General features: G+C 70.5%; 12 protein-coding genes. 11 read left to right on the top strand and 1 reads right to left on the bottom strand.

Annotation, left to right across the window (positions count from 1 at the left end):
* Window positions 1-5 precede the first annotated feature (5 nt).
* The 3 genes from ACSHWB_RS31300 (at window position 6) to ACSHWB_RS31290 (ending at window position 5,152) form a co-directional block, all read left to right on the top strand.
* Window positions 6-1,481 carry an FAD-binding oxidoreductase gene (locus ACSHWB_RS31300; protein ID WP_439656872.1) on the top strand — a complete coding sequence of 492 codons (1,476 nt, stop codon included), beginning with the start codon at window positions 6-8 and terminating at the stop codon, window positions 1,479-1,481.
* Window positions 1,478-2,857 (top strand): FGGY-family carbohydrate kinase, encoded by a 1,380-nt coding sequence (locus ACSHWB_RS31295; protein WP_439656871.1) that lies wholly within the window; start codon window positions 1,478-1,480, stop codon window positions 2,855-2,857. Before ACSHWB_RS31300 ends, ACSHWB_RS31295 begins: the two co-directional genes overlap by 4 nt.
* Window positions 2,858-2,944: 87 nt before the next feature.
* Window positions 2,945-5,152 carry a hypothetical protein gene (locus ACSHWB_RS31290; RefSeq protein ID WP_439656870.1) on the top strand — a complete coding sequence of 736 codons (2,208 nt, stop codon included), beginning with the start codon at window positions 2,945-2,947 and terminating at the stop codon, window positions 5,150-5,152.
* A 204-nt stretch (window positions 5,153-5,356) separates the two neighbouring features.
* Here ACSHWB_RS31290 and ACSHWB_RS31285 read toward each other — a convergent pair whose 3' ends face one another.
* Complete coding sequence (locus ACSHWB_RS31285) at window positions 5,357-6,058, bottom strand: AfsR/SARP family transcriptional regulator (protein ID WP_439656869.1); 702 nt, start codon at window positions 6,056-6,058, stop codon at window positions 5,357-5,359.
* Between the two features lie 141 nt (window positions 6,059-6,199).
* On the opposite strand from ACSHWB_RS31285, the gene ACSHWB_RS31280 reads away from it, so the two are divergent.
* The 8 genes from ACSHWB_RS31280 (at window position 6,200) to ACSHWB_RS31245 (ending at window position 19,070) form a co-directional block, all read left to right on the top strand.
* Window positions 6,200-8,524 carry a glycoside hydrolase family 3 C-terminal domain-containing protein gene (locus ACSHWB_RS31280; RefSeq protein WP_439656868.1) on the top strand — a complete coding sequence of 775 codons (2,325 nt, stop codon included), beginning with the start codon at window positions 6,200-6,202 and terminating at the stop codon, window positions 8,522-8,524.
* A 9-nt stretch (window positions 8,525-8,533) separates the two neighbouring features.
* The gene (locus ACSHWB_RS31275) at window positions 8,534-9,157 is read left to right on the top strand and encodes a TetR/AcrR family transcriptional regulator (protein WP_439656867.1); all 624 of its coding nucleotides are present in this window, start codon (window positions 8,534-8,536) and stop codon (window positions 9,155-9,157) included.
* A 311-nt stretch (window positions 9,158-9,468) separates the two neighbouring features.
* On the top strand, window positions 9,469-12,153 hold the full coding sequence (locus ACSHWB_RS31270; protein WP_439656866.1) for a BTAD domain-containing putative transcriptional regulator: 2,685 nt from the start codon (window positions 9,469-9,471) through the stop codon (window positions 12,151-12,153).
* A 99-nt stretch (window positions 12,154-12,252) separates the two neighbouring features.
* The gene (locus tag ACSHWB_RS31265) at window positions 12,253-12,432 is read left to right on the top strand and encodes a thiazolylpeptide-type bacteriocin (RefSeq protein ID WP_439656865.1); all 180 of its coding nucleotides are present in this window, start codon (window positions 12,253-12,255) and stop codon (window positions 12,430-12,432) included.
* A complete protein-coding gene (locus ACSHWB_RS31260) occupies window positions 12,429-14,846 on the top strand; it encodes a lantibiotic dehydratase (RefSeq protein WP_439656864.1) in 2,418 nt (805 codons plus the stop codon). Before ACSHWB_RS31265 ends, ACSHWB_RS31260 begins: the two co-directional genes overlap by 4 nt.
* Window positions 14,843-15,922, top strand: coding sequence for a hypothetical protein (locus tag ACSHWB_RS31255; RefSeq protein ID WP_439656863.1), 1,080 nt, complete (start codon window positions 14,843-14,845; stop codon window positions 15,920-15,922). The genes ACSHWB_RS31260 and ACSHWB_RS31255 overlap by 4 nt, the downstream gene beginning before the upstream one ends.
* Entirely contained in the window at window positions 15,919-17,538 is a 1,620-nt protein-coding gene (locus tag ACSHWB_RS31250; protein ID WP_439656862.1) for a hypothetical protein, read from the top strand. Before ACSHWB_RS31255 ends, ACSHWB_RS31250 begins: the two co-directional genes overlap by 4 nt.
* Window positions 17,535-19,070, top strand: a complete 1,536-nt coding sequence (locus ACSHWB_RS31245; RefSeq protein WP_439656861.1) for a YcaO-like family protein — start codon at window positions 17,535-17,537, stop codon at window positions 19,068-19,070. The genes ACSHWB_RS31250 and ACSHWB_RS31245 overlap by 4 nt, the downstream gene beginning before the upstream one ends.
* Window positions 19,071-19,088 lie beyond the last annotated feature (18 nt).

Below are 19,088 nucleotides of genomic sequence, written 5' to 3'. Positions count from 1 at the left end.
GAGCCATGTTTCCTGCACCGCCGCCCTCCGTCCCCTCCGCCTCCGACCTGAGCCGCGAGCAGATCGTCGCCGGCCTCACCGAGCTGCTCGGGCCCGCGAAGGTCTCCACCGACGAGCACGAGCTGCGCGAGGCCAGCGTCGACAGGTTCCGCAAGTACACCTCGGTGCACGGGATCTTCACCGGCCCGATCCCGGCCGCGATCGTGACGCCGTCGACCACTCAAGAGGTCTCGGCGGTGCTGGCGTTCGCCAACGACCACCGGATCAACGTGGTCCCGCGCACCGGCCGCACCGCCACCGAGGGCGGCCTGGAGACGCTGGTGGAGGACACCATCGTCCTCGACGGCTCCACAATGGACTCCATCGTCCGGATCGACCCGGTCGACATGATGGTCACCGCGCAGTGCGGTGTTCCGTTGCAGCAGCTGGAGGACGCGCTGCGCGAGCGCGGCCTGACCACCGGCCACTCGCCGCAGTCCAAGCCGCTCGCGCAGATGGGCGGCCTGGTCGCGACCCGGTCGATCGGCCAGTTCTCCACGCTGTACGGCGGGATCGAGGACATGGTCGTCGGCCTGGAGGCGGTGTTCCCGGACGGCACGGTCACCCGGATCAAGAACGTCCCCCGGCGCGCGGCGGGCCCGGACATCCGGCACGTCGTGATCGGCAACGAGGGCGCGCTGTGCGTGATCACCGAGGTCACCGTGAAGCTGTTCCGCTACCAGCCGGAGCACAACCACTACTTCGGCTTCCTCACCGACGACTTCGGCGATGCCGTCGAGCGGCTGCGGACGTTGATCACCGACGGCTACCGGCCTTCAGTGTGCCGCGTCTACTCCCCCGAGGACGCGAACCAGCACTTCAGCCACTTCTCCAACGACAAGAACGTGGTCGTGCTCGTCGCGGAGGGCCCGGAGGGCATCGCGCGGGCCACCGCCGAGGCGATCGAGAAGACGTTCGCGGGCACCGAGGCCGTGGATCCGAAGCTGATCGTCGAGTGGTTCGACAACCTCAACTGGGGCCAGGACAAGATCGACGCCGAGAAGCGCGCGATGCTGGAGACGCGGCACCTCGGCTACACCACCGAGGTCTCCGTCGACTGGTCCAACGTCACACCGCTGTACGAGGCGATCATGAACCGGTTGCGGACCGAGTTCCCGCGCTTCGCCGACCTCACGATGCTCGGCGCGCACTCGTCGCACAGCTACCAGACCGGCACGAACCTCTACTTCGTCTACGACTACGACATCACCTGCGAGCCCGAGCAGGAGATCACCGAGTACCACATCCCGCTCAACGCGATCATCGTCGAGGAGTCGCTGCGGCTGGGCGGTTCGATGGTGCACCACCACGGCATCGGCAAGTACCGCACGCCGTGGACGCGCGAGGAGCACGGCAGCGCCTACCACCTCCTGGAGGTGCTCAAGCGCGGCTTCGACCCGAACGGGATCATGAACGCCGGCACGATCTTCCCGGTGTCATGAGCTACCTGATCGCGATCGACAACGGCTCGCAGAGCACGAAGGTGTCGATCGTCGACGAGGTCGGCCGGGTGCACGCCTCCGCCCAGCGCCCGCTGCGGCCGTACGCGCACCCGAAGCCGGGCCAGGTCGTGCACCCGGACGACGACGTCTGGGACTCGATCGCCGAGGCCTGCACCGAGGCGATGCAACGGTTCACCGGCGCGCCGGGCGAGATCGCGGGTGTCGGGCTGTGCACGATCCGGTTCTGCCGGGCCCTGATGGACTCCAACGGCAGGCTCACCGAGCCGTTGCTGAGCTGGATGGACGACAGGCTCGCGCAGCCTCAACGAGAAGACGACGCGGTCCGGTTCGTCTCGACGTCCTCGGGGTACGTGACGCTGCGGCTCACCGGCGAACGACGCGACACGGCAGGCAACTACGAGGGCATGTGGCCCATCGACCACGAGACGTGGCGCTGGCCGGACTCGTCACCGTCCTATGCAGACACCGGCATGCGGCGCGAGGAGCTGTTCGAGCTGGTCGACCCCGGCGCGTTGCTCGGGACCGTCACCGGCGACGCGGCGAGGGCGACCGGTCTGCCCGCCGGACTGCCGGTGTACGCGACCTCGAACGACAAGGCGGTCGAGGCACTGGGCAGCGGGCTCGGTGACGAGCTCCTGGTCTCGCTCGGCACCTACATCGCCGCGATGACCACCGGGGACCACCACACCGTCGATCCGGAAGGCCGCTTCTGGTCGAACTTCGGCTCGGTGCCGGGCAGATACCTGTACGAGAGCAACGGGATCCGGCGCGGCATGTGGACGGTCAGCTGGTACCGCCAGCTGGTCGACTCGGACCTCGGCGAACTGGAGGCCGGTGCGGCGAACGTCGAACCGGGCTGCGGCGGGCTGATGACCGTACTCGACTGGCTGGCCCCCGGCGACCACCCGTACCGGCGCGGCGCACTCCTCGGGTTCGACGGTTCCCAAGGCCGCTACCACCTCTACCGCTCGATCCTGGAAGGCATCGCGCTGACCATGCACCGGCACAGCGCGTCGATGGCAAAGGCGTTGGGACGCGAGTTCCCGGAACTGATCGTGTCCGGCGGCGGTTCCCGGTCCGACCTGATGATGCAGATCTTCGCCGACGTGTTCGGACGGCCGGTGCGGCGCACGAGGATGAGCGACGCCGCCGGTCTGGGCGCCGCGATCTGCGCGGCGGTCGGCAGCGGCGTGCACCCGGACTGGGACAGCGCGGTCAAGGCCATGGTCACCACGGCCGACGTCTTCACCCCCTCGCCCGCCGAGCCGTACGAGGAGATCGCCCGGGACCACGCCCGCATCACGGAGTACACCGATCCGCTGTTCGCATCAATGAACCAGAACCTTCGCGCCTAAATGCGTGTTGACCGCGTATGTGGCGGTCACCGTCCTCCGCTAGGTTTCCCCAGTCCTGGCTGAGGAAGTGCATTCGAGGGTGAAGCGGTGCTGGTGCCGGAGTCGGCGTTCGAACAGGCGGAACTGGGGTACGGGCAGCTCGTCGCGGTCACCCGGCCACCGGGTGCGGAACGCACGCAGTACCTGGTCCGGGCCGTGGAACTGGCTCAGGCGCAGGGGCTCGCCGTCGTCTGGACGACCTGCCGCGCGGACGCCCCTGCGTACTGGCCGTGGCACTCGATCCTCGCCGGTCTGGGCGGCGACGCGGCGGCACTGGACGCCGAACCCGAGGTGTGCGCGCAGAAGGTCCTCGACGTCCTCCAGCGCACACCCGCGTTGATCCTGATCGACGACGTCGACGTGGCGGGCGAGGAGGCGTTCCAGCTGACGCAGCTGGTGGCCGGGAGCGTGCACCAGCTGCCTGTGGTCATCGTTGTCACCTCCACCGGCACCACCGCCCTCAGCGCCACGGTCCGTCTCGTCCACCGCGCGCACACCGTCCTCGCCGAAGGCCGGATCACCGAGGCACGGGACCTGCTCGACCAGGCCGCGCGCGACGGCGACCCTGAGGCGGCGCTCGGGCTGCCGGGCATGTGGGTCAACAAGTACCGCGGCAGGGCCGATCGCGCGCTGGCGATCGCCCGCCTGCGCGAGGCACTGACCGCCGAGCCGGCCGAACCGTTGCGCACCAGGCTGATCACCAGGCTCGCGGCCGAGCACGCCTACGACCGGCGCGAGACCGAGTCCGTGCTGCAGGCGCTGGAGCAGGCCAGGAACACCGGTGACCAGCTGACGTTGGCCGAGGCCTTGTCGTTGGCACATCACGCGTTGTGGTCCCCTGAGCACACCGCCTTCCGGCTGGCGCTGGCCGACGAGCTGATCTCCGTGGCGTCCGCGGCGGGGCTCGACCTGTTGGCGCTCAGCGGTTTGTGCCGCCGCACGATGGATCTGTTCTGCCTGGGCGACCCGCACGCGGAACGGTCGCAGGTCGAGCTGGCCCGGCGCGCGTCCGGTTACCCGGCCCTGCTGTTCTTCCACTCCGCGATGGACGTGATGCGCACGATCCGCGCGGGACGGTTCGCCGAGGCCGAGCAGAAGTCCCTGGCGTGCCTGCGACTCGGGCTCGAGGCAGGTGACGTGGACGCGGAGACGTTCCACAGCACGCACCTCTTCGCGATCCGGTGGCTGCAGGGCCGCGGCGGCGAGCTGGTCGACCTGGCCGAGCAGGTGACGCACTCCCCCACGTTGCCGGACCTGGAGTTCAGCTTCGAGGCGGCGCTCGCGTTGCTGGCTCTCGAGGCGGGCCAACGGGATCGCGCGCGGTCGGCGTTGCACCGGCTCACCATCAACGGGCTCACAGCCGTCCCGTTGTCCAGCACCTGGATCACGTGCATGTTCTGCGTGGTGCACGTGGCCGCGGCGCTGGGCGAGGCGGAGATCGCCCGCGAGGCCTACCGGCTGCTCGAACCGTTCGCGCCGCTGCCCGTCGTGCCGGCCACCGCGATCGTCTGCTTCGGCTCGACCGAGCTGCTGCTGGGCATCGCCGCCACGACGTTCGGCGACTCCGCGCTCGCCACCGAGCACCTGGAACGCGCCGTCACCACCAACATCCGGCTCGGCAACCTGCCGATGACCGCCTACGCCCGCGCCACCCTCGCCCAGGCCACCGGCGGCGAACGGGGACGGGCGCTGTTCGACGTCGCCATCGACGACGCGAACGCGATCGGCATGACCGCGCGCGCGACGATGTGGGCGCAGGCCCGCGACGGGTTGTCCGGCCTGATCCTGATCCGCAAGGAGAACGTGTGGTGGGTCGTGTCCCACCACGGCAGGGAAATCCGCGTCGAGGACCTGGTGGGCATGCGGTACCTCGCGCGGCTCGTGGCCGATCCCGGCGTCGAGATCTCCGCGCTGGAGCTCGTCGGCGGGCAGGACAGCGGCAACCAGCCGGTGCTCGACCCGGTGGCCCGCGCCGCCTATCTCACCCGCATCCGCGACCTTCGCGCCCAACTCGACGACAACCCGACGCCGCGCGCCGAGGCCGAACTGGAAGCGCTGCTCAGCCATCTCGAACGCGAGACCGGCATGGGCGGGCGCGGCCGGAACTTCGCGGGCCCGGCCGAACGCGCCAGAACGGCCGTGCGCAAGGCGATCCGCCGCGCCATCGACACCATCGCGGCGACCGACCAGCCGACGGCCGACGCGTTGCGCGCAACCGTGACCACGGGCTACCGCTGTTCGTACCAACCGCACTGATCTTGACCACCGCCCGGCCACCGGTTCGCCACCAGGACTTCGCAGAATTGCGGCCAAGGGGAGAACCAGTTCGGACCGGGTCGTGGCTCGCACCCCCCAGGGCGAGCCACGACCTGTCCTGGTCAGTCCTTCCGAGGGGGACGGACTGGCCGGTCGCTGAAGTGCCGTGACCCGCACCCCCGACACGGGTCGCGGCGCTTCAGCTCAGCCCGCCAGCACCGCCGCCTCCCTGCGGCGCAACGCTGAGCCGGGTTCCATGCCGAACTCCTCCACGAGCAGCGCCCGCACCCGCCGGTACGTCCGCAGCGCGTCACCGGCGCGACCGGCACGGTGCTGGGCCTCCATCAGCAGGTCCCACAACGACTCCCGCAGCGGGTACAGCGCGACGAGCCGTTCGAGTTGGGCCACGGCCTCGGCGTAACGGCCGTCCAGGCACAGCGCCGCCGCGTGGTTCTCCTCCGCGAACGCCAGCGCCTCCCGCAGCCGCACGACCTCCGCGGCCGCCCAGCCCTCGACCGGGCAGTCCGCCAGCGGGTCGCCGCGGTGCAGGGCCAGCGCCTGCGTGTAACGGCCGCACCGCAGGTGTTCCTCGAACTCCTCGACATCGACCACGACCTGTGTGACGTCGAGCAGGTAGCCGGGTTCGCGCGTCAGCACCACGCCGTCCGCGCCGGCCAGTTCCAGCGCCCTGCGGACCTTCGCCACGTGCCCCTGCAGCGTCTTGGTGCCCGTGGGCGGCACGTCCTCGCCCCACAGGCCGTCGACCAGTGCCGATCTCGACACCAGGCGGCCGGTTCTGAGCGCCAGCATCGCGAACACGGCCCGCCGCCGTGCCCCGGTGAAGTGCACCGGCCCGTTCGGTCCGCGCACTTCCAGCGGCCCGAGGAGCCGCACCTCGATCTTCATCACCATTCCCCTCCCCTTGGACACAAACCAAGGCGTGCCACGGGTGTGCCGCGTCGCGTCACATCACTGCCAGGTAACCGAGCGATAACGGGCCGATATACCGACCGACCACTCAGTCGGTGCTTCTGGTGTGCTCGGGGCATGGACATCGAGACGGCGATCGCCAAGCTGGACCTGCCCCGAAAGGTCCGGCTGCTGACCGGATCCGCGCTGTTCGCGCTGCACGCGGAGCCGGAGATCGGCCTGGCGTCGCTGAAGGTGTCCGACGGCCCGACCGGTGTCCGCGGCGCCGAGCTCAGGGGCGGCACGATCGCGTGCGTGCTGCCGAACGCCACGTTGCTCGCCCAGCACTGGGACACCGCGCTGGCCCGCGAGGTCGGCGAGGTGCTCGCGGACGAGGCCGCGGCACAACAGGTCCACGTCGTGCTCGGCCCGACGATCAACCTGCACCGCACGGCGCTCGGCGGCAGGCTGTTCGAGGCCTACAGCGAGGATCCGCTGCTCACTGGCGCGATCGCCGCCGCGTACGTGCGCGGCCTGCAGGACAAGGGCATCGCGGCGACGCCGAAGCACTACGTGGCGAACGAGTCCGAGACCGAGCGGCGCACGGCGAGCATGGTGCTGGACGAGAAGACGTTGCGCGAGATCTACCTGCTGCCGTTCGAGATCGTGGTCGAGGACTCGGCGCCGTGGGCGATCATGGCGGCCTACAACCTGGTCAACGGCGTTCCCGCGACCGAGCACACCGAACTGGTCGAGGGCGTGCTGAAGGGCGAGTGGGGGTTCGACGGCCTGCTCATGTCCGACTGGTTCGCCACGAAGTCCACGGCGGCGAGCGCGAACGGCGGCCTCGACCTGGTCATGCCCGGTCCCGGCGGGCCGTGGGAGGACGAGCTGGTCGCGGCCGTGCAGGCAGGCGAGGTCGCGGAGTCGGTCATCGACGACCACCTGGGCCGGTTGCTGCTCCTGGCGTCGCGGACCGGGGCGCTCGGCGAGCAACGCACGTGGCCCGGCGATCTGCCCGCGCCGGACAGCCCGGTGCGCCGTGAGCAGCTGCGGAGGTTCGCGGCGGGTGGCATGACCGTGCTGAAGAACTCCGGTGTGCTGCCGTTGCAGGACTCCCGCGTCGCGCTGATCGGCCGGCACGCGATCGACACCGTGGCGCAGGGCGGCGGTTCGGCAGGGGTGCGGCCGCCGCACGTCATCAGCATCGCGGACGGCCTGACCTCACAGCTCGGCGCCGCGGTGTCCGTTGTGGACGGTGTGGAGGTCCGGCTGCGGTACGCCGCTCCCGGCGCCGGGGTGCTGAAGGACATCCGCGCCACGACCTACGACGCCGACGGCCAGGTCCTGGCGTCGCGCGAGATGGAGATCGCCGAGCTCGCGGCGTACGGCGGCTGGGCGCAGGGTGCCGCGTCGATCGAGGTGTCCGGCGAGGTCGTGCTGGACGAGCCGACGCGGATGCTGGTCGGTGTGCGCGGGTTCGGCGACTGGACCATGGACGTCGGCGGACGGCAGTACGCCACGCTGCTGGCCTGGGCGAACGGCATCGTCGAGGAGGCACTGCTCAAGCCGCCGCACTGGACGGCCGAGGTCCTGCTGTCCCCCGGTGACCGGATCACGGCCCGTGTCCGCGAGGCCAGCGCGCTGGTCGGCCTGATCACCCAGCCGGTACCCCGTTCTCCCGCCGAGGCGATCGGCGCTGCGGTGCGGGCCGCGCGCGAGGCCGACGTGGCGGTCGTGGTCGTCGGGCTCACCGAGGAGCAGGAGACCGAGGGCTTCGACAAGACCACGCTCGCGTTGCCCGGCGAGCAGGACGCGCTGGTCGCGGCGGTGGCCGCGGCCGCTCGGCACACCGTCGTCGTGGTGAACGCAGCGACACCGGTGCTCATGCCGTGGCTCGCGCAGGTCGACGCCGTGCTGTGGGCCGGGCTTCCCGGCCAGGAGGCCGGTGACGCCGTGGCGGCCGCGTTGCTCGGGCACGTCGAACCCGCTGGACGCCTGGTCACGACGTTCCCGCGCGCCGACTCCGACGCGTTGCCGCTGGTCCCTTCCGACGGTGAGCTGGTGTACTCCGAAGGCACTGCGATCGGCTACCGAGGCGCTTCCGACCCGTTGTTCTGGTTCGGGCACGGGCTCGGCTACACGACCTGGGAGTACGGCACCGCCAGCGCGTCCACTGTGGACGGTGTGGTCGGCGCTGTGGCGGTGGAGGTGACCAACACCGGTGACCGGCCCGGCCGCGAGGTCGTGCAGGTCTACCTCCGCCCGGCCGGCGAGCCTGTCCGCCTCATCGGTTTCGCGGTGGCCGACGTCGAGGCAGGTCGGACCGCACGCGTCGAGGTGCCGTGCGACCCGAGGGCCCAGCGGGTGTGGACGGACGGCTGGCAGCCGGTCGGTGGTGAGGTGCTGATCGCCCGCGGCCTCGGCGACGTCCGCGTTACCCTGCCCGCTGATCAGGAGTGAGGTGACGCCGTGTCGGTCCCGCCCCGATACCGGGCCAAGTCGCGGGTGGACGTCTCCGGTGAGGAGTCCAGGGCCAAAGCGGTGGCCGTCGCGACCGAACTGTTCGCGCTGACCGGTTTCAAGGGAACCTCGGTCGCGGCCGTGGCGGCGCGGACGGGACTGTCGCAGTCCGGTCTGCTGCACCACTTCCCGAGCAAGGCCGCGCTGCTGACGGCCGTGCTGGAGGAACGCGACAAGCAGGACGGCGACTTCCTGGCCGGCAGCGCGGGACCTCCGCTGGGCTGGGCGGCGTTCGACGCGCTGGCCGCTCTCGTGGCGCGCAACTCGACGCGGCCACACCTGGTCGGCCTGTTCGTGCGGCTGGCGGCGGAGGCGACCGAACCCGCACATCCCGCGCACACGTGGGTGCGTCAGCACTACAGCGATCTGCAGCGATGGCTGACCGATGCCGTGCGCACAGGTCAAGAACAGGGTGAGATCGCGGCGGACGCACCCGTCGGCACACTGGTGCGCACGACGATCGCGGTGATCGACGGCTTGCAGCAGCAGTGGCTGCTCCAACCGGACGAAGTGTCGATGACCGCCGAGTTCGAGGCGTTCGCGGCAGTCCTGCGCGCCCGCTGGGCGGTCTGACCCCTCTTCCGCAAGGTGGTGGCCCGGTTTCAGTCTGGGGGACCCGTCCGGGCCACCGGTCTTGCGGAAAGTTGGCCGACGTGCGCGGTGACTTTCACACGCCGGCCGGGTTCTGGGGGAACCAGACCCGGCAACTGCGCCGACCCCCACTCCCAGGAGTTTCTCGGGCCTGGCGGCGCAGGTACCGGTTCTGGACACAAAGATGACAGGGGGCGTGCACAGATTTCGCCCAGGCCGCGCACAGACCGCCGCAAAGTGCGCGAGGATGGTCTTGCACCCCAACGCCTGGATCATCGAGGAGCGATATACCCGTGGAGTTCCTGCTGCTCGGCTCGCTGGCGGTTCGGCGGGAGGGCACACTGCTGGAGCTGGGCGGACCCCGGCAGCGCGCGGTGCTCACCATGCTGCTGCTGCACGCGAACGAGGCGGTCAGCGTCGCACAGCTGACGGAGGCGGTCTGGGACTCGCCGCCCGTGTCGCCGGAGTCGAACCTGCGCACGTACGTCGCCGGGTTGCGCAAGGTCCTCGGCGAACGGCTGAAAACCCATCCCGGCCACGGCTACCAGCTCGTGGTCGAGCCGGGCGAGCTGGACCTCGACGCGTTCGACCAGCTCGTGCGCGACGGTGAGAACGCTCTTTCGGACGGTGACACGGAAGCGGCGGCCGACCTCTTCGGCCGCGCGCTGCTGAGCTGGCACGGCATCCCGACCGCCGAGCTGAACGCCGGGCCGTTGCTGCGCGCCGAGTTCACCCGCATCCAGGAGCGCAGGCTCACGGCCGTCGAGCGGTTCGCCAAGGCGTCGCTGGAGCTCGGCCGGTTCGACGACGTGATCGACCGGCTGCGGCGGGAGTCCGCGCTGCACCCGTTGCGCGAGGAGCTCTGGGCCCAGCTGATGCTGGCGCTGGACCGCTCCGGCCGCCGTGGCGAGGCGCTCGAGGCCTATGTGGCGGCCCGCAAGCACATGGTCGAGGTGGTCGGCGTCGAGCCGGGCGCGCGGTTGCGCCAGCTGCAGCAGGTGATCCTCGAAAGCCGGGTGCCCTCGCCCGCGGCTTTGAACGCGCACCGGCAGCTGCCGATGGACATCGCCGAGTTCACCGGGCGGGAGTCCGAGCTGCGGCGGCTGTGCGAACCGGGGCCGCAGACCACCGTCGTGATCTCCGCGATCGAGGGCATGGCCGGTGTCGGCAAGACGAAGCTGGCGGTCCGTGCGGCGCACCGGCTCGTTCAGCGTTACCCGGACGTGCAACTGTGGGCCGACTTGCACGGCTTCGACCCCGACGAGCTGCCCGCGGACCCGTCCGCCGTGCTGGAGAGCTTCCTGCGGCTGCTGGGGGTGCCCGGCGCGCAGATCCCGCCGTCGCTGGAGGAACGGGCGGCACTCTACCGCGACCGGCTGACGGGCACGCGCGCGTTGGTGCTGCTCGACAACGCCGCCGGCGAGGACCAGGTGCTGCCGTTGCTGCCGGGCAGCCCCACCTGCATGGTGCTGATCACCAGCCGCCGCACGCTGCTGCGGCTCGACGGCGTGAAGTCGGTCTTCCTCGACGTCTTCACGCCCGGTGAGGCGCTCGCGCTGCTGTCCAGGATCGCCGGTGAGGACCGGGTGCAGGCCGATCGCGAGGCCGCGCAACGCATCGCGGACCTGTGCGGGCACCTGCCCATCGCCATCGCGCTGGCCGCCAAGCGTCTCGCCCGTCGTCCACAGTGGACGACGCGGGACCTGGTGGCGCAGCTGGAACGGGGAGGCGGTCTCGGCATCCGGGGCGTGTTCGACCTCTCGTACCAGGCGTTGCCGGAGAACCAGAGGCGTCTGTTTCGACTCCTCGGGCTCCACCCGGGAGAGGACGTCACCGCCGACTCGGCCGCCGCACTCGCCGGGCTGACCGCGTACGAGGCCGGCGACCTGCTGGAGACGTTGCTCGACGAACACCTGCTGCAGCAGCACACTCCCGGCCGCTACAGCCTGCACGACCTGTTGCGCGCGTACGCCGTCGAGCAGGTCACGGCCGCCGAACCACCGCCGGCCAGGGCTCTGGCGCGGCGTCGCGTGCTCGACTGGTACGTGCACACGTCGTGGCACAGCGCCCAGCAGCTCAACCCGCAGCGCAAGCTGGAGATCAACCCCGCGGACCCTGCCGTGCACCCGCGCACGTTCGCCGACAGGGACGCCGCCCTGCTGTGGTGCGACACCGAACGCGCGAACCTGGTCGCGGCGGTGCGCGACGCCGCCGAGCACGAGCTGGCGGAGCACTGCTGGAGCCTGGCTCAATGCCTGTGGGACTTCTTCAACCTGCGCAAGCACTGGGCGGACTGGCTGGACACGCACGGCGTCGCGCTCGCCGCCGCGCGCTCGGTCGGTGACCGCGCCGCCGAGGGCCGGATGCTGATCACCCTGGGCATCGCGTTGCGCGAGGTCCGCCGGCACGACGAGTCGATCGAGTGCAACCTGCAGGCGCTCGCGATCTTCCGCGCGATCGGCGACAGGTCCCGGCAGGAACCGACCCTCAACAACCTCGGCATCGTCTACATGGTGCAGGGCCGCTCCGAGGACGCGCTGGCGTGCTACGAGCAGTCCGCCGAGATCGCCCGTGAGCTCGGCAACCTGCACTCCGAAGCCGTGACGCTGAACAACATCGCGCTGCTGCACGCCGACGCGGGCCGGTTCGACATCGCGTTGTCGCGGTACCTGCGGGCGCTGGAGATCCGTCAGGACATCAAGGACCCGTACAGCGAGGCGATCCTGCTCAACAACATCGGCGAGGTGTACCGGGGGCTGCTCGACTTCCCCGAGGCCGCGTCGTACATCGACAGGGCGCTGGAGACGTTCCGGGCGATCGGCGACCTCTACGGGCAGGCCGAGTCGCTGGACAACCTCGGGCTGGCGCTGGACGGGCTCGGCGACCGCCGCGGCGCGGAGAAGTGCTGGCTGGAGTCCGTGACGTTGTTCGAGGAACTGGGCGAGCCCAAGGCCGAGGAGGTCCGCGCCCGGATCTAGGGATCAAGCAAGGCGCGATCCGTGCCGTATCGCGCTTCTTCAGCCTGGCTGAACAGCCCCCGGGCCAGTTCACAACAACTGAAGACGTGAGGACACGGCATGAAGGATCTCTCGTTCGACCCTGACGACCTGGAGCTCGGCGACCTGGCGGTCACCTCCCTGCGCGACTCGGTCGCGCTGCCGGAGTCCGGCGCCTCCGGAGGCGCCTCGTCGTGCTCGTGCGGCAGCTCGTCGTGCAGCAGCTGCACGCAGCCCCAGCTTCCCGCCCAGAACTCGTGAGCGAACGCGTGCAGGGAGAGACCGCGCCATACGCACTCGTGCGCCTGGCGGCCCTGCCGCACCCGGACGGCGCTGCGACGGCAGCGCCGTTCCGGCGGGCGGTGGAGACGTTGGCGGCGCTCGAAGCCTCGCTGCTGTCGCTGGCCGGCCCGGTGTCGGACCTGCTGCACGACAGCGCCGGCACGCACCCCGACACCTACCACCGCACCGTCGTGCTGCCGTTGCGCCGCGACGTCCACAACGGACGGTTGCCGCGGCCCTCCCTTCGCGCGGAGGCTGCCGGGCTCGTCTCGCGGTTTCCGCAGCTGGGCGAGTGGCTGACGGCCATGGACCAGCGGGCCGCCGTGACCGCCGAGATCGAGCAGCTCCTGCCGGACGCCCTCGCCGCCGAACGCGAGCTGCTCGCGTCGTTGTGCGGCAACGAGTCCGTGCGCAAGGCCGCCGTGTTCAGCGGCCGCGACCTCTGGCAGGGCCTCGCCCGCGCCGGCGCCGGGGACAAGCGGTCCCGCAAGGCCGAACCCACCGTGCTGCGCTACGCCCTGCGCGCGACGTCGAAGACCAGTCCCCTGTCCTGGTACGCGGCGGTCGGCTGGGCCACCTGGTCCCCCGACGCCCCCACGCCGGACTGGGGCACGCCGGTCGCCGTCACGCGCGTCAACCAGGTGCTGCTGGCCCGGCTGATCGCAGCCCTGCTCGCCGATCGCAGCCACCTCTTCGACCACCCGCACCGCCTCGCCCCCGACGTGCACCACGACGGCGGCCAGGTGAAGTTCCGCCGGGACGTGCCCGCGCGCGGACCGTTGCGCGCCAACGTCGGCATCGAGGAGGACGTCGAACTCGCGTCCAGCCCGCCGCTGCAGTTCCTGGTCGGCCTCACCGGCGCGAACCCCAAGGGCATCAGCCCCGCCGAGCTCGCCAGCGCGCTCGCGACCCGGCTGCCCGACGGCGAGTCCGACCGAGCGCAGCACTACGTCGCGTTGCTGCTCGACATCAAGCTCCTCGTGCCGGTGCTGCCCGCCGACCCGCAGGACCCCGAGGCCCTGCCCGCGCTGGCCTCGTGGCTGCGCGACACCGGCAGGACCTCGCTGGCCGACCGCCTGATCTCGCTCTACCGCGCCACGCTGGCGTTCGCCGATCTCGACGCCGCGGCACGGCCCGCCGCGCTGGCCGCCCTGTTCTCGTCGTGGGAAGAGCTGGGCTCGATCGTCGGCGTGGAACTCGGCGACGTCACGCCGTTGAACGAGGACGTCGTGCTGCCGCTGCCCGTGCGCCTCGGCCGCGCACACGGCTACGACGGCGTGCGGCAGCTGGCCGGCCTCACCCCGTTGCTGATGCTGTTCGACCGGCACCTGGCGATCCGCCGGCACTCGCGCGACCTGTTCGTCGCGGCGTTCGGTCACGGCCGCTCCGCCCGCCTCGCCGCCTGCGCGCCGTTGATCCACGAGGCCATGTCCGGCGCGCCGACCGGCGGTCTCGGGGCGAGCCGCGCGCAGGTCGCCGACCTGGTGCGGGACGGCATGATCACCGACGAGGTCGTCTCGGCCGCCGAGGACCTGCTGCCGGCGTGGATGAGGACCCGGCCGGTCTCCTACTCGTTCTTCGCGCAGCCGTCACCGGACGGCCTGGTGGTCAACCACGTCTACGACGGCTTCGGCCGCTTCCCCGGCCGGTTCCTCGACCTGCTGCCGCCCGAGGCCTACGCGACCGTCCGGGCCACTTTGGACGGTGTGTTCCCGCGCGGTTTCGCCGAGTACCGGCCGGTGCAGGGATTCAACCCGAACCTGCACCCCTTGCTCGGGCGCGTGGAGATCGGCGAGGACCCGCACTGGGCCGACCACACACCCGACGCCCTGGAAGTCTTCCACGACCAGGAGAACGACGAGCTGCGGTTGCGCCGCCGGGACACCGGAGCGGTGCTCGACGTGCTGTACCTCGGCTACCTCATGCCGATCTCGCTGCCCGACCGCGTTGCCGCCCTGTACTCCGACCTCAACTGCGGCGCGGCCGACCTCACCCCGCTGCAACCCGTGGTCGCTGACGGCGACGTGCGCATCGCCGACCGGCTGCGCTACCGCGACGTCGTGCTCGGCCGCCGTTACTGGGACTTCCCGGCTTCTGCTCTGACGGAACCGTTCTCCACGGTGGCCGGCGCCACCGCACTGCGCGCCCGCTACGGCGTGCCCGCGCAACTGTTCGCGGGCATGGGCGGCGTCATCACCTCCCGCGAGGACTTCGAGGCGCGCGTGAACGGCCCGAAACCGCAGTACGCCGACCTGACCAACGCACTGCACCTGCGCTGCCTGCCTCGCCTGACCTCACGCTACGGCGACCACGTCCGCCTGACCGAGGCACTCCCCGTGCCCTCGGGCCAGGTGCTCGAAGTGGTGGCCGAGACCTACCGGAGGCCCGGATGACCGACGTCGTCTGCTACTACCACGACCCGATCAAGGCACCCCTGCTGCGCGACGGCGTCCTCCCGGCCCTGGCCGCAGCCGAGGCGACGTTCCCCGACGTCACCGGCCACGTCGAACGCCACTGGCGCCACGGCCCGCACGTACGCGTCGTCCTGACCGGCCCGTCCTCCGCGACGGCAGCGCTGCTGGTGGCAACCCTCCTGCGCTCCTACCTGGCCGCACATCCGTCCACAGTGGAACTCTCCGAGGCCGAGCAGCTGGCCCACGCCGAGTCCGCCGCCGTGGCCGAGCTGCTCCTGCCCCCGTTCACCCCGTTCCACCCCAACAACTCCGTGCGCATCGAGCCGACCGACGACACCCACCTGCGCGCCCTGCTCACGGAACAGCACATCGCGGTACGCGCCGAAGGCCTCCGCCTGGGCATCCCGGCCCTGCGCCACTCGCTGTCAGTCTCCCGTCCCACCCTCGCGCTGACCGCGATGGCCGTCCACGCCAGCCGCTACCCGGCAGGCCTGCGCTACGGCTACCACTCGTTCGTCTCGCACGTGGAGGACTTCCTCCTGGCCAGCGACCCAGACGGCGTGCTCCGGTCCAAACTGGACTCGATCTGGACCGCAAACGCTTCCGCCGCTTGCAAGTTGGTCGAACAGGTCGCGTCAGGCCACCCCACCACCCACCTGGAAGCAGCCTGGCAGACCTGGACCATCGCCCTGCGCCTGACCACCCAGGAACGCTACGACGCGGGCCAACTGACCTCAGACCCCAACCCCCGCCACGGCGAACGCGCCTACGAGGTAGGCGACGAGGCAGCAATCCGCCGCTACAACTACGGCGAGCGAACGAAGTTCAGCGAGTACCACACCGCGATGTGGACGGTAGACCTCTCCGACCCCGCGATCGCGCGCTCGATGGCCGTCTACCGCATAGGCACCAACGTCCTCTACCAACTGCTGGCGATCTGCGACGTGACCCCGATGGAACGGTACGCAGCAGCCCACCTCCTCTCCAACGCAGCCCAACAGGTCCTCGGCACCACCTGGGCCGACCAGTTCGCCGCACTGCCGAAGGTGGGGTGACGCGCATGCTCGTGCGGCTGCGCCCGGTCGTCCAGGCCACCCAGACCGCCGACGGCCTGCACCTGCGCGGCTGGGCGTCGAGCTGCACGCTCTCCGGCGGGTCAGGCCTGTGGAAGGTGTGGCAACGCCTTGCGCCGCAACTGTCGGCGGGGCTTCCTCGCGCTGCGCTGTCGGTTCCTTCCGGCACGCCGGAGGCGGTGCGGGCGGCGGTCGAGCTGATCCTGGAGCAGTTGTGGGGACACGACATGCTGGTCGAGATGCCACCGTGGGGCGCCGACGAGCCCTCACAGGAGGTGGCGGACTGGCTGGAGTCCGCTGCCGCGGAGCCGGTGGAGGCTTGGCGACGGCTTCGCGCGGCCACGGTGGTGGTGTCGGCGCGCGGGCCGCTGGAGGGGGCGGCTGTCCGGGCTGCGGAGGCGGTCGGGCTGACGGTGCAGTGCTCGGGGGCGGCCACGACAGAGGAAAAGGCTGTACAGCCCGACGCCCACAGGCACGACACGATCACCGGCCGCGAACTCGTCGCCCCCACCGCCGACCTCGTCGCCTCTGCCGCCGGCCTCACCATCTCTGCGGCCGGCCTCACCGTCCAGGCGGGCTGTGGAACTGAAGCGGGCTACGTCCTCCCACCCACCGCCAATCATCTTCTTTCACTCAACACTGAAGTAACTGTGCGCACCGCCGCAAGGCTCGGCATCACCGGCGAACCACCCGAGATCCTGGCCACTCTCATCGGATCCGCCGCCGTCCACCGCCTCGCCTGCGCCATCGCCGGCCTGCCCGACCCCTCCGCGGCACTCGCCGACACCCGCCAAGCCACCACAGATCCGGCCACCGAGCCCTCCTACCCGATGGCCCTGGTAGCCCACGCAACCCCACTCCGCGCCGCCTACCACCCACTCCTCCAAGGCCCACCACCCTCAGACCCGTGGCAAGCCCTGGAAGCCCTGACCGACAACGAACTGGGCCCGGTGGACACCCCCAGGTTCGGCACCCTCCCCCAGGTCCCGGCCAACCTCGCCACCTCGGGCGACGCCCTGGGCATCGGCACCACCGCCGACGCAGCCCGCCTCAACGCGGCCCTCACCGCACTCAAAACCGACGGCGTGATCGGCATCGACGACGCACATGCCCGAGGCGCGGCCCTGCGACTGGCCGTCCGCCACCACCGAGGCGAGCCGGCCGACGCGAACGAGTGGACCAGCGACCCGACAGCGCACAGGTGGTGGAAGGCGCTGACCGCGAGGTTCGAAGTACCCGCGGTAGTGCGGACAGAGCGGCTGGCACCAGGCGTGTACAAGGCGGAGATCCGCAACGGCCAACGCGTCCTGGCCTGGGCCGTCGAGGCAACGGCCGCGGATGCCGTGGCCTTCGCAGCCCTCGCCGCCACCGGGTACGCCCAGGCAGGCCGCGTCGGTACCGCCCACCTCAACGGCGCCGCCCCGCAGAAACTCACCGACAACCCGGACTGGGTCACCAGGCAATGGCATTGGCCCGCCGACGTCACAACCCGCGAGGAACGGCTCCAGCAGGCGATCGAAAGACTCCCCGGCGTCCGCGTCCGGCCACTCCAGTTGGACCCGGAACTCCGCGCCGCAGGCCTGAAGGCGTACCAATGATCACCTACACCTCCCAGGAACCACCACCCACCAGGGCAGACGGCGCACTGACCCTGATGGGCCCGACGGCCGACATCTGCGTGCGGTGCGCGGAGAACGCACGGCTAGCCGAAGCCCCGCGCCAACACCTGAACCTCCAAGGCCTCACAGCCCCGGCGTTCCAACCCCTGGTAGCAGCACTCCAGGACCAGCAGCACGACACGGTGATCGCGATCCGCACCGACCTCGGCCTGGTAGCCACTCACCAGATCGCCGCAGGCACCTGCTGCGAACCAGAACCCAAGCTGGCAGAACACACCGCCACCCCCAACGGCGAACTCCGCACCCCGAACGACAAGACCACAGTGGACAGGCTGAAAGCACTGGTCGACTTCCGGCACGGACCGATCAGGGCGTTGTTCCGCACGGGCAACCTGCCGCTCGCCACGGTCACCGCCGAGCTCGACTCCCACACCGCCGGCTACGGCCGCACAACGTCGTTCGAAGAGGCCGAACGGATTGCGATCTTCGAAGCCGTCGAACGCCGCAACGGCATGCGCCCGCAAACCCCGAGCACGCTCGAAGCCTCGTTCGCCGAACTGGGACCACACCAGGCAATCGACCCGAAAACCCTGGGACTGAACGACTTCGGCAACACGTACCACCCAGACCTGAAGATCCGCTGGGTACCAGGCTGGTCGTACACGAGAAAGAACCAGATCCAGGTACCGGAGCAGATCGCCTACTGGGCAGCGCCTGGTCAACGGTTCGTCCACGAGACGTCCAACGGCTGCGGGCTGGGCAACAGCCTGACCGAGGCGGTGCTGCACGGCCTGTTCGAGGTGGCCGAACGCGACGCGTTCCTCATGGCCTGGTACGCCCAAACACCCCTCCAAAGAATCAAACTCCCGAAAGACCCGCTGCTGCACCACCTCACCGACAGGCTGGAAGAGCTCGGCTACGAGTTGCTGTTCCTCAACGCCACCAACGACCTGGGCATCCCGGCCGTGCTGACCCTGGCCAGAACCACCAGACCAGGCCTCCCCCAGGCGTTCTTCGCCGCAGGCGCCAGCCCGGACCCCACGAAGGCCATGCGATCGGCAGCGGTGGAGGTGGCCGTCGACGTAGAGGCGTTCGCCGACCGAGTGAGAGAAAACCCAGAGCAGTACCGAAGAGAACGCCTGCTGACCCTCCTCCACGACCCGACCCAGGTCAGGAGCATGGACGACCACGTCGCGGTCAACACCCTGCCAGAGGCACGAGACCGCTACAGCTCCCTGGTCAGCGACGAACCCCCGCGCCCCCTCCCCGACCAGCGAACCCACACCGATCTCCACGACCTGCTCGACCACTACACCGAAACCCTCAAAACCCAAGGCCTGGAATTGATCGCGGTGGACCAGTCCGACCCGCACTCCACCAACACCCTCGGACTGCACTCCGCCAAGGTCATCGTGCCGGGAACTCTGCCCATGACGTTCGGCCACCTGCACCGCCGGACCGGGCTTCCCCGGCTGAACCTCCAGGCGGGCCATCCCCACCCGTTTCCCTGAACCACCGTTGGAGCAGCT

The organism is Lentzea sp. HUAS TT2, assembly GCF_051853195.1.
Lineage (GTDB): Bacteria > Actinomycetota > Actinomycetes > Mycobacteriales > Pseudonocardiaceae > Lentzea.
Note: the sequence above shows the minus strand (reverse complement) of the source record. Positions and strands in the feature narration are given on the sequence as shown.

Coding starts and splice junctions, on each gene's coding strand:
- ACSHWB_RS31300 (WP_439656872.1), top strand. CDS start 6: ATGTTTCCTGCACCGCCGCCCTCCGTCCCCTCCGCCTCCGACCTGAGC.
- ACSHWB_RS31295 (WP_439656871.1), top strand. CDS start 1,478: ATGAGCTACCTGATCGCGATCGACAACGGCTCGCAGAGCACGAAGGTG.
- ACSHWB_RS31285 (WP_439656869.1), bottom strand. CDS start 6,058: ATGAAGATCGAGGTGCGGCTCCTCGGGCCGCTGGAAGTGCGCGGACCG.
- ACSHWB_RS31280 (WP_439656868.1), top strand. CDS start 6,200: ATGGACATCGAGACGGCGATCGCCAAGCTGGACCTGCCCCGAAAGGTC.
- ACSHWB_RS31265 (WP_439656865.1), top strand. CDS start 12,253: ATGAAGGATCTCTCGTTCGACCCTGACGACCTGGAGCTCGGCGACCTG.
- ACSHWB_RS31255 (WP_439656863.1), top strand. CDS start 14,843: ATGACCGACGTCGTCTGCTACTACCACGACCCGATCAAGGCACCCCTG.
- ACSHWB_RS31245 (WP_439656861.1), top strand. CDS start 17,535: ATGATCACCTACACCTCCCAGGAACCACCACCCACCAGGGCAGACGGC.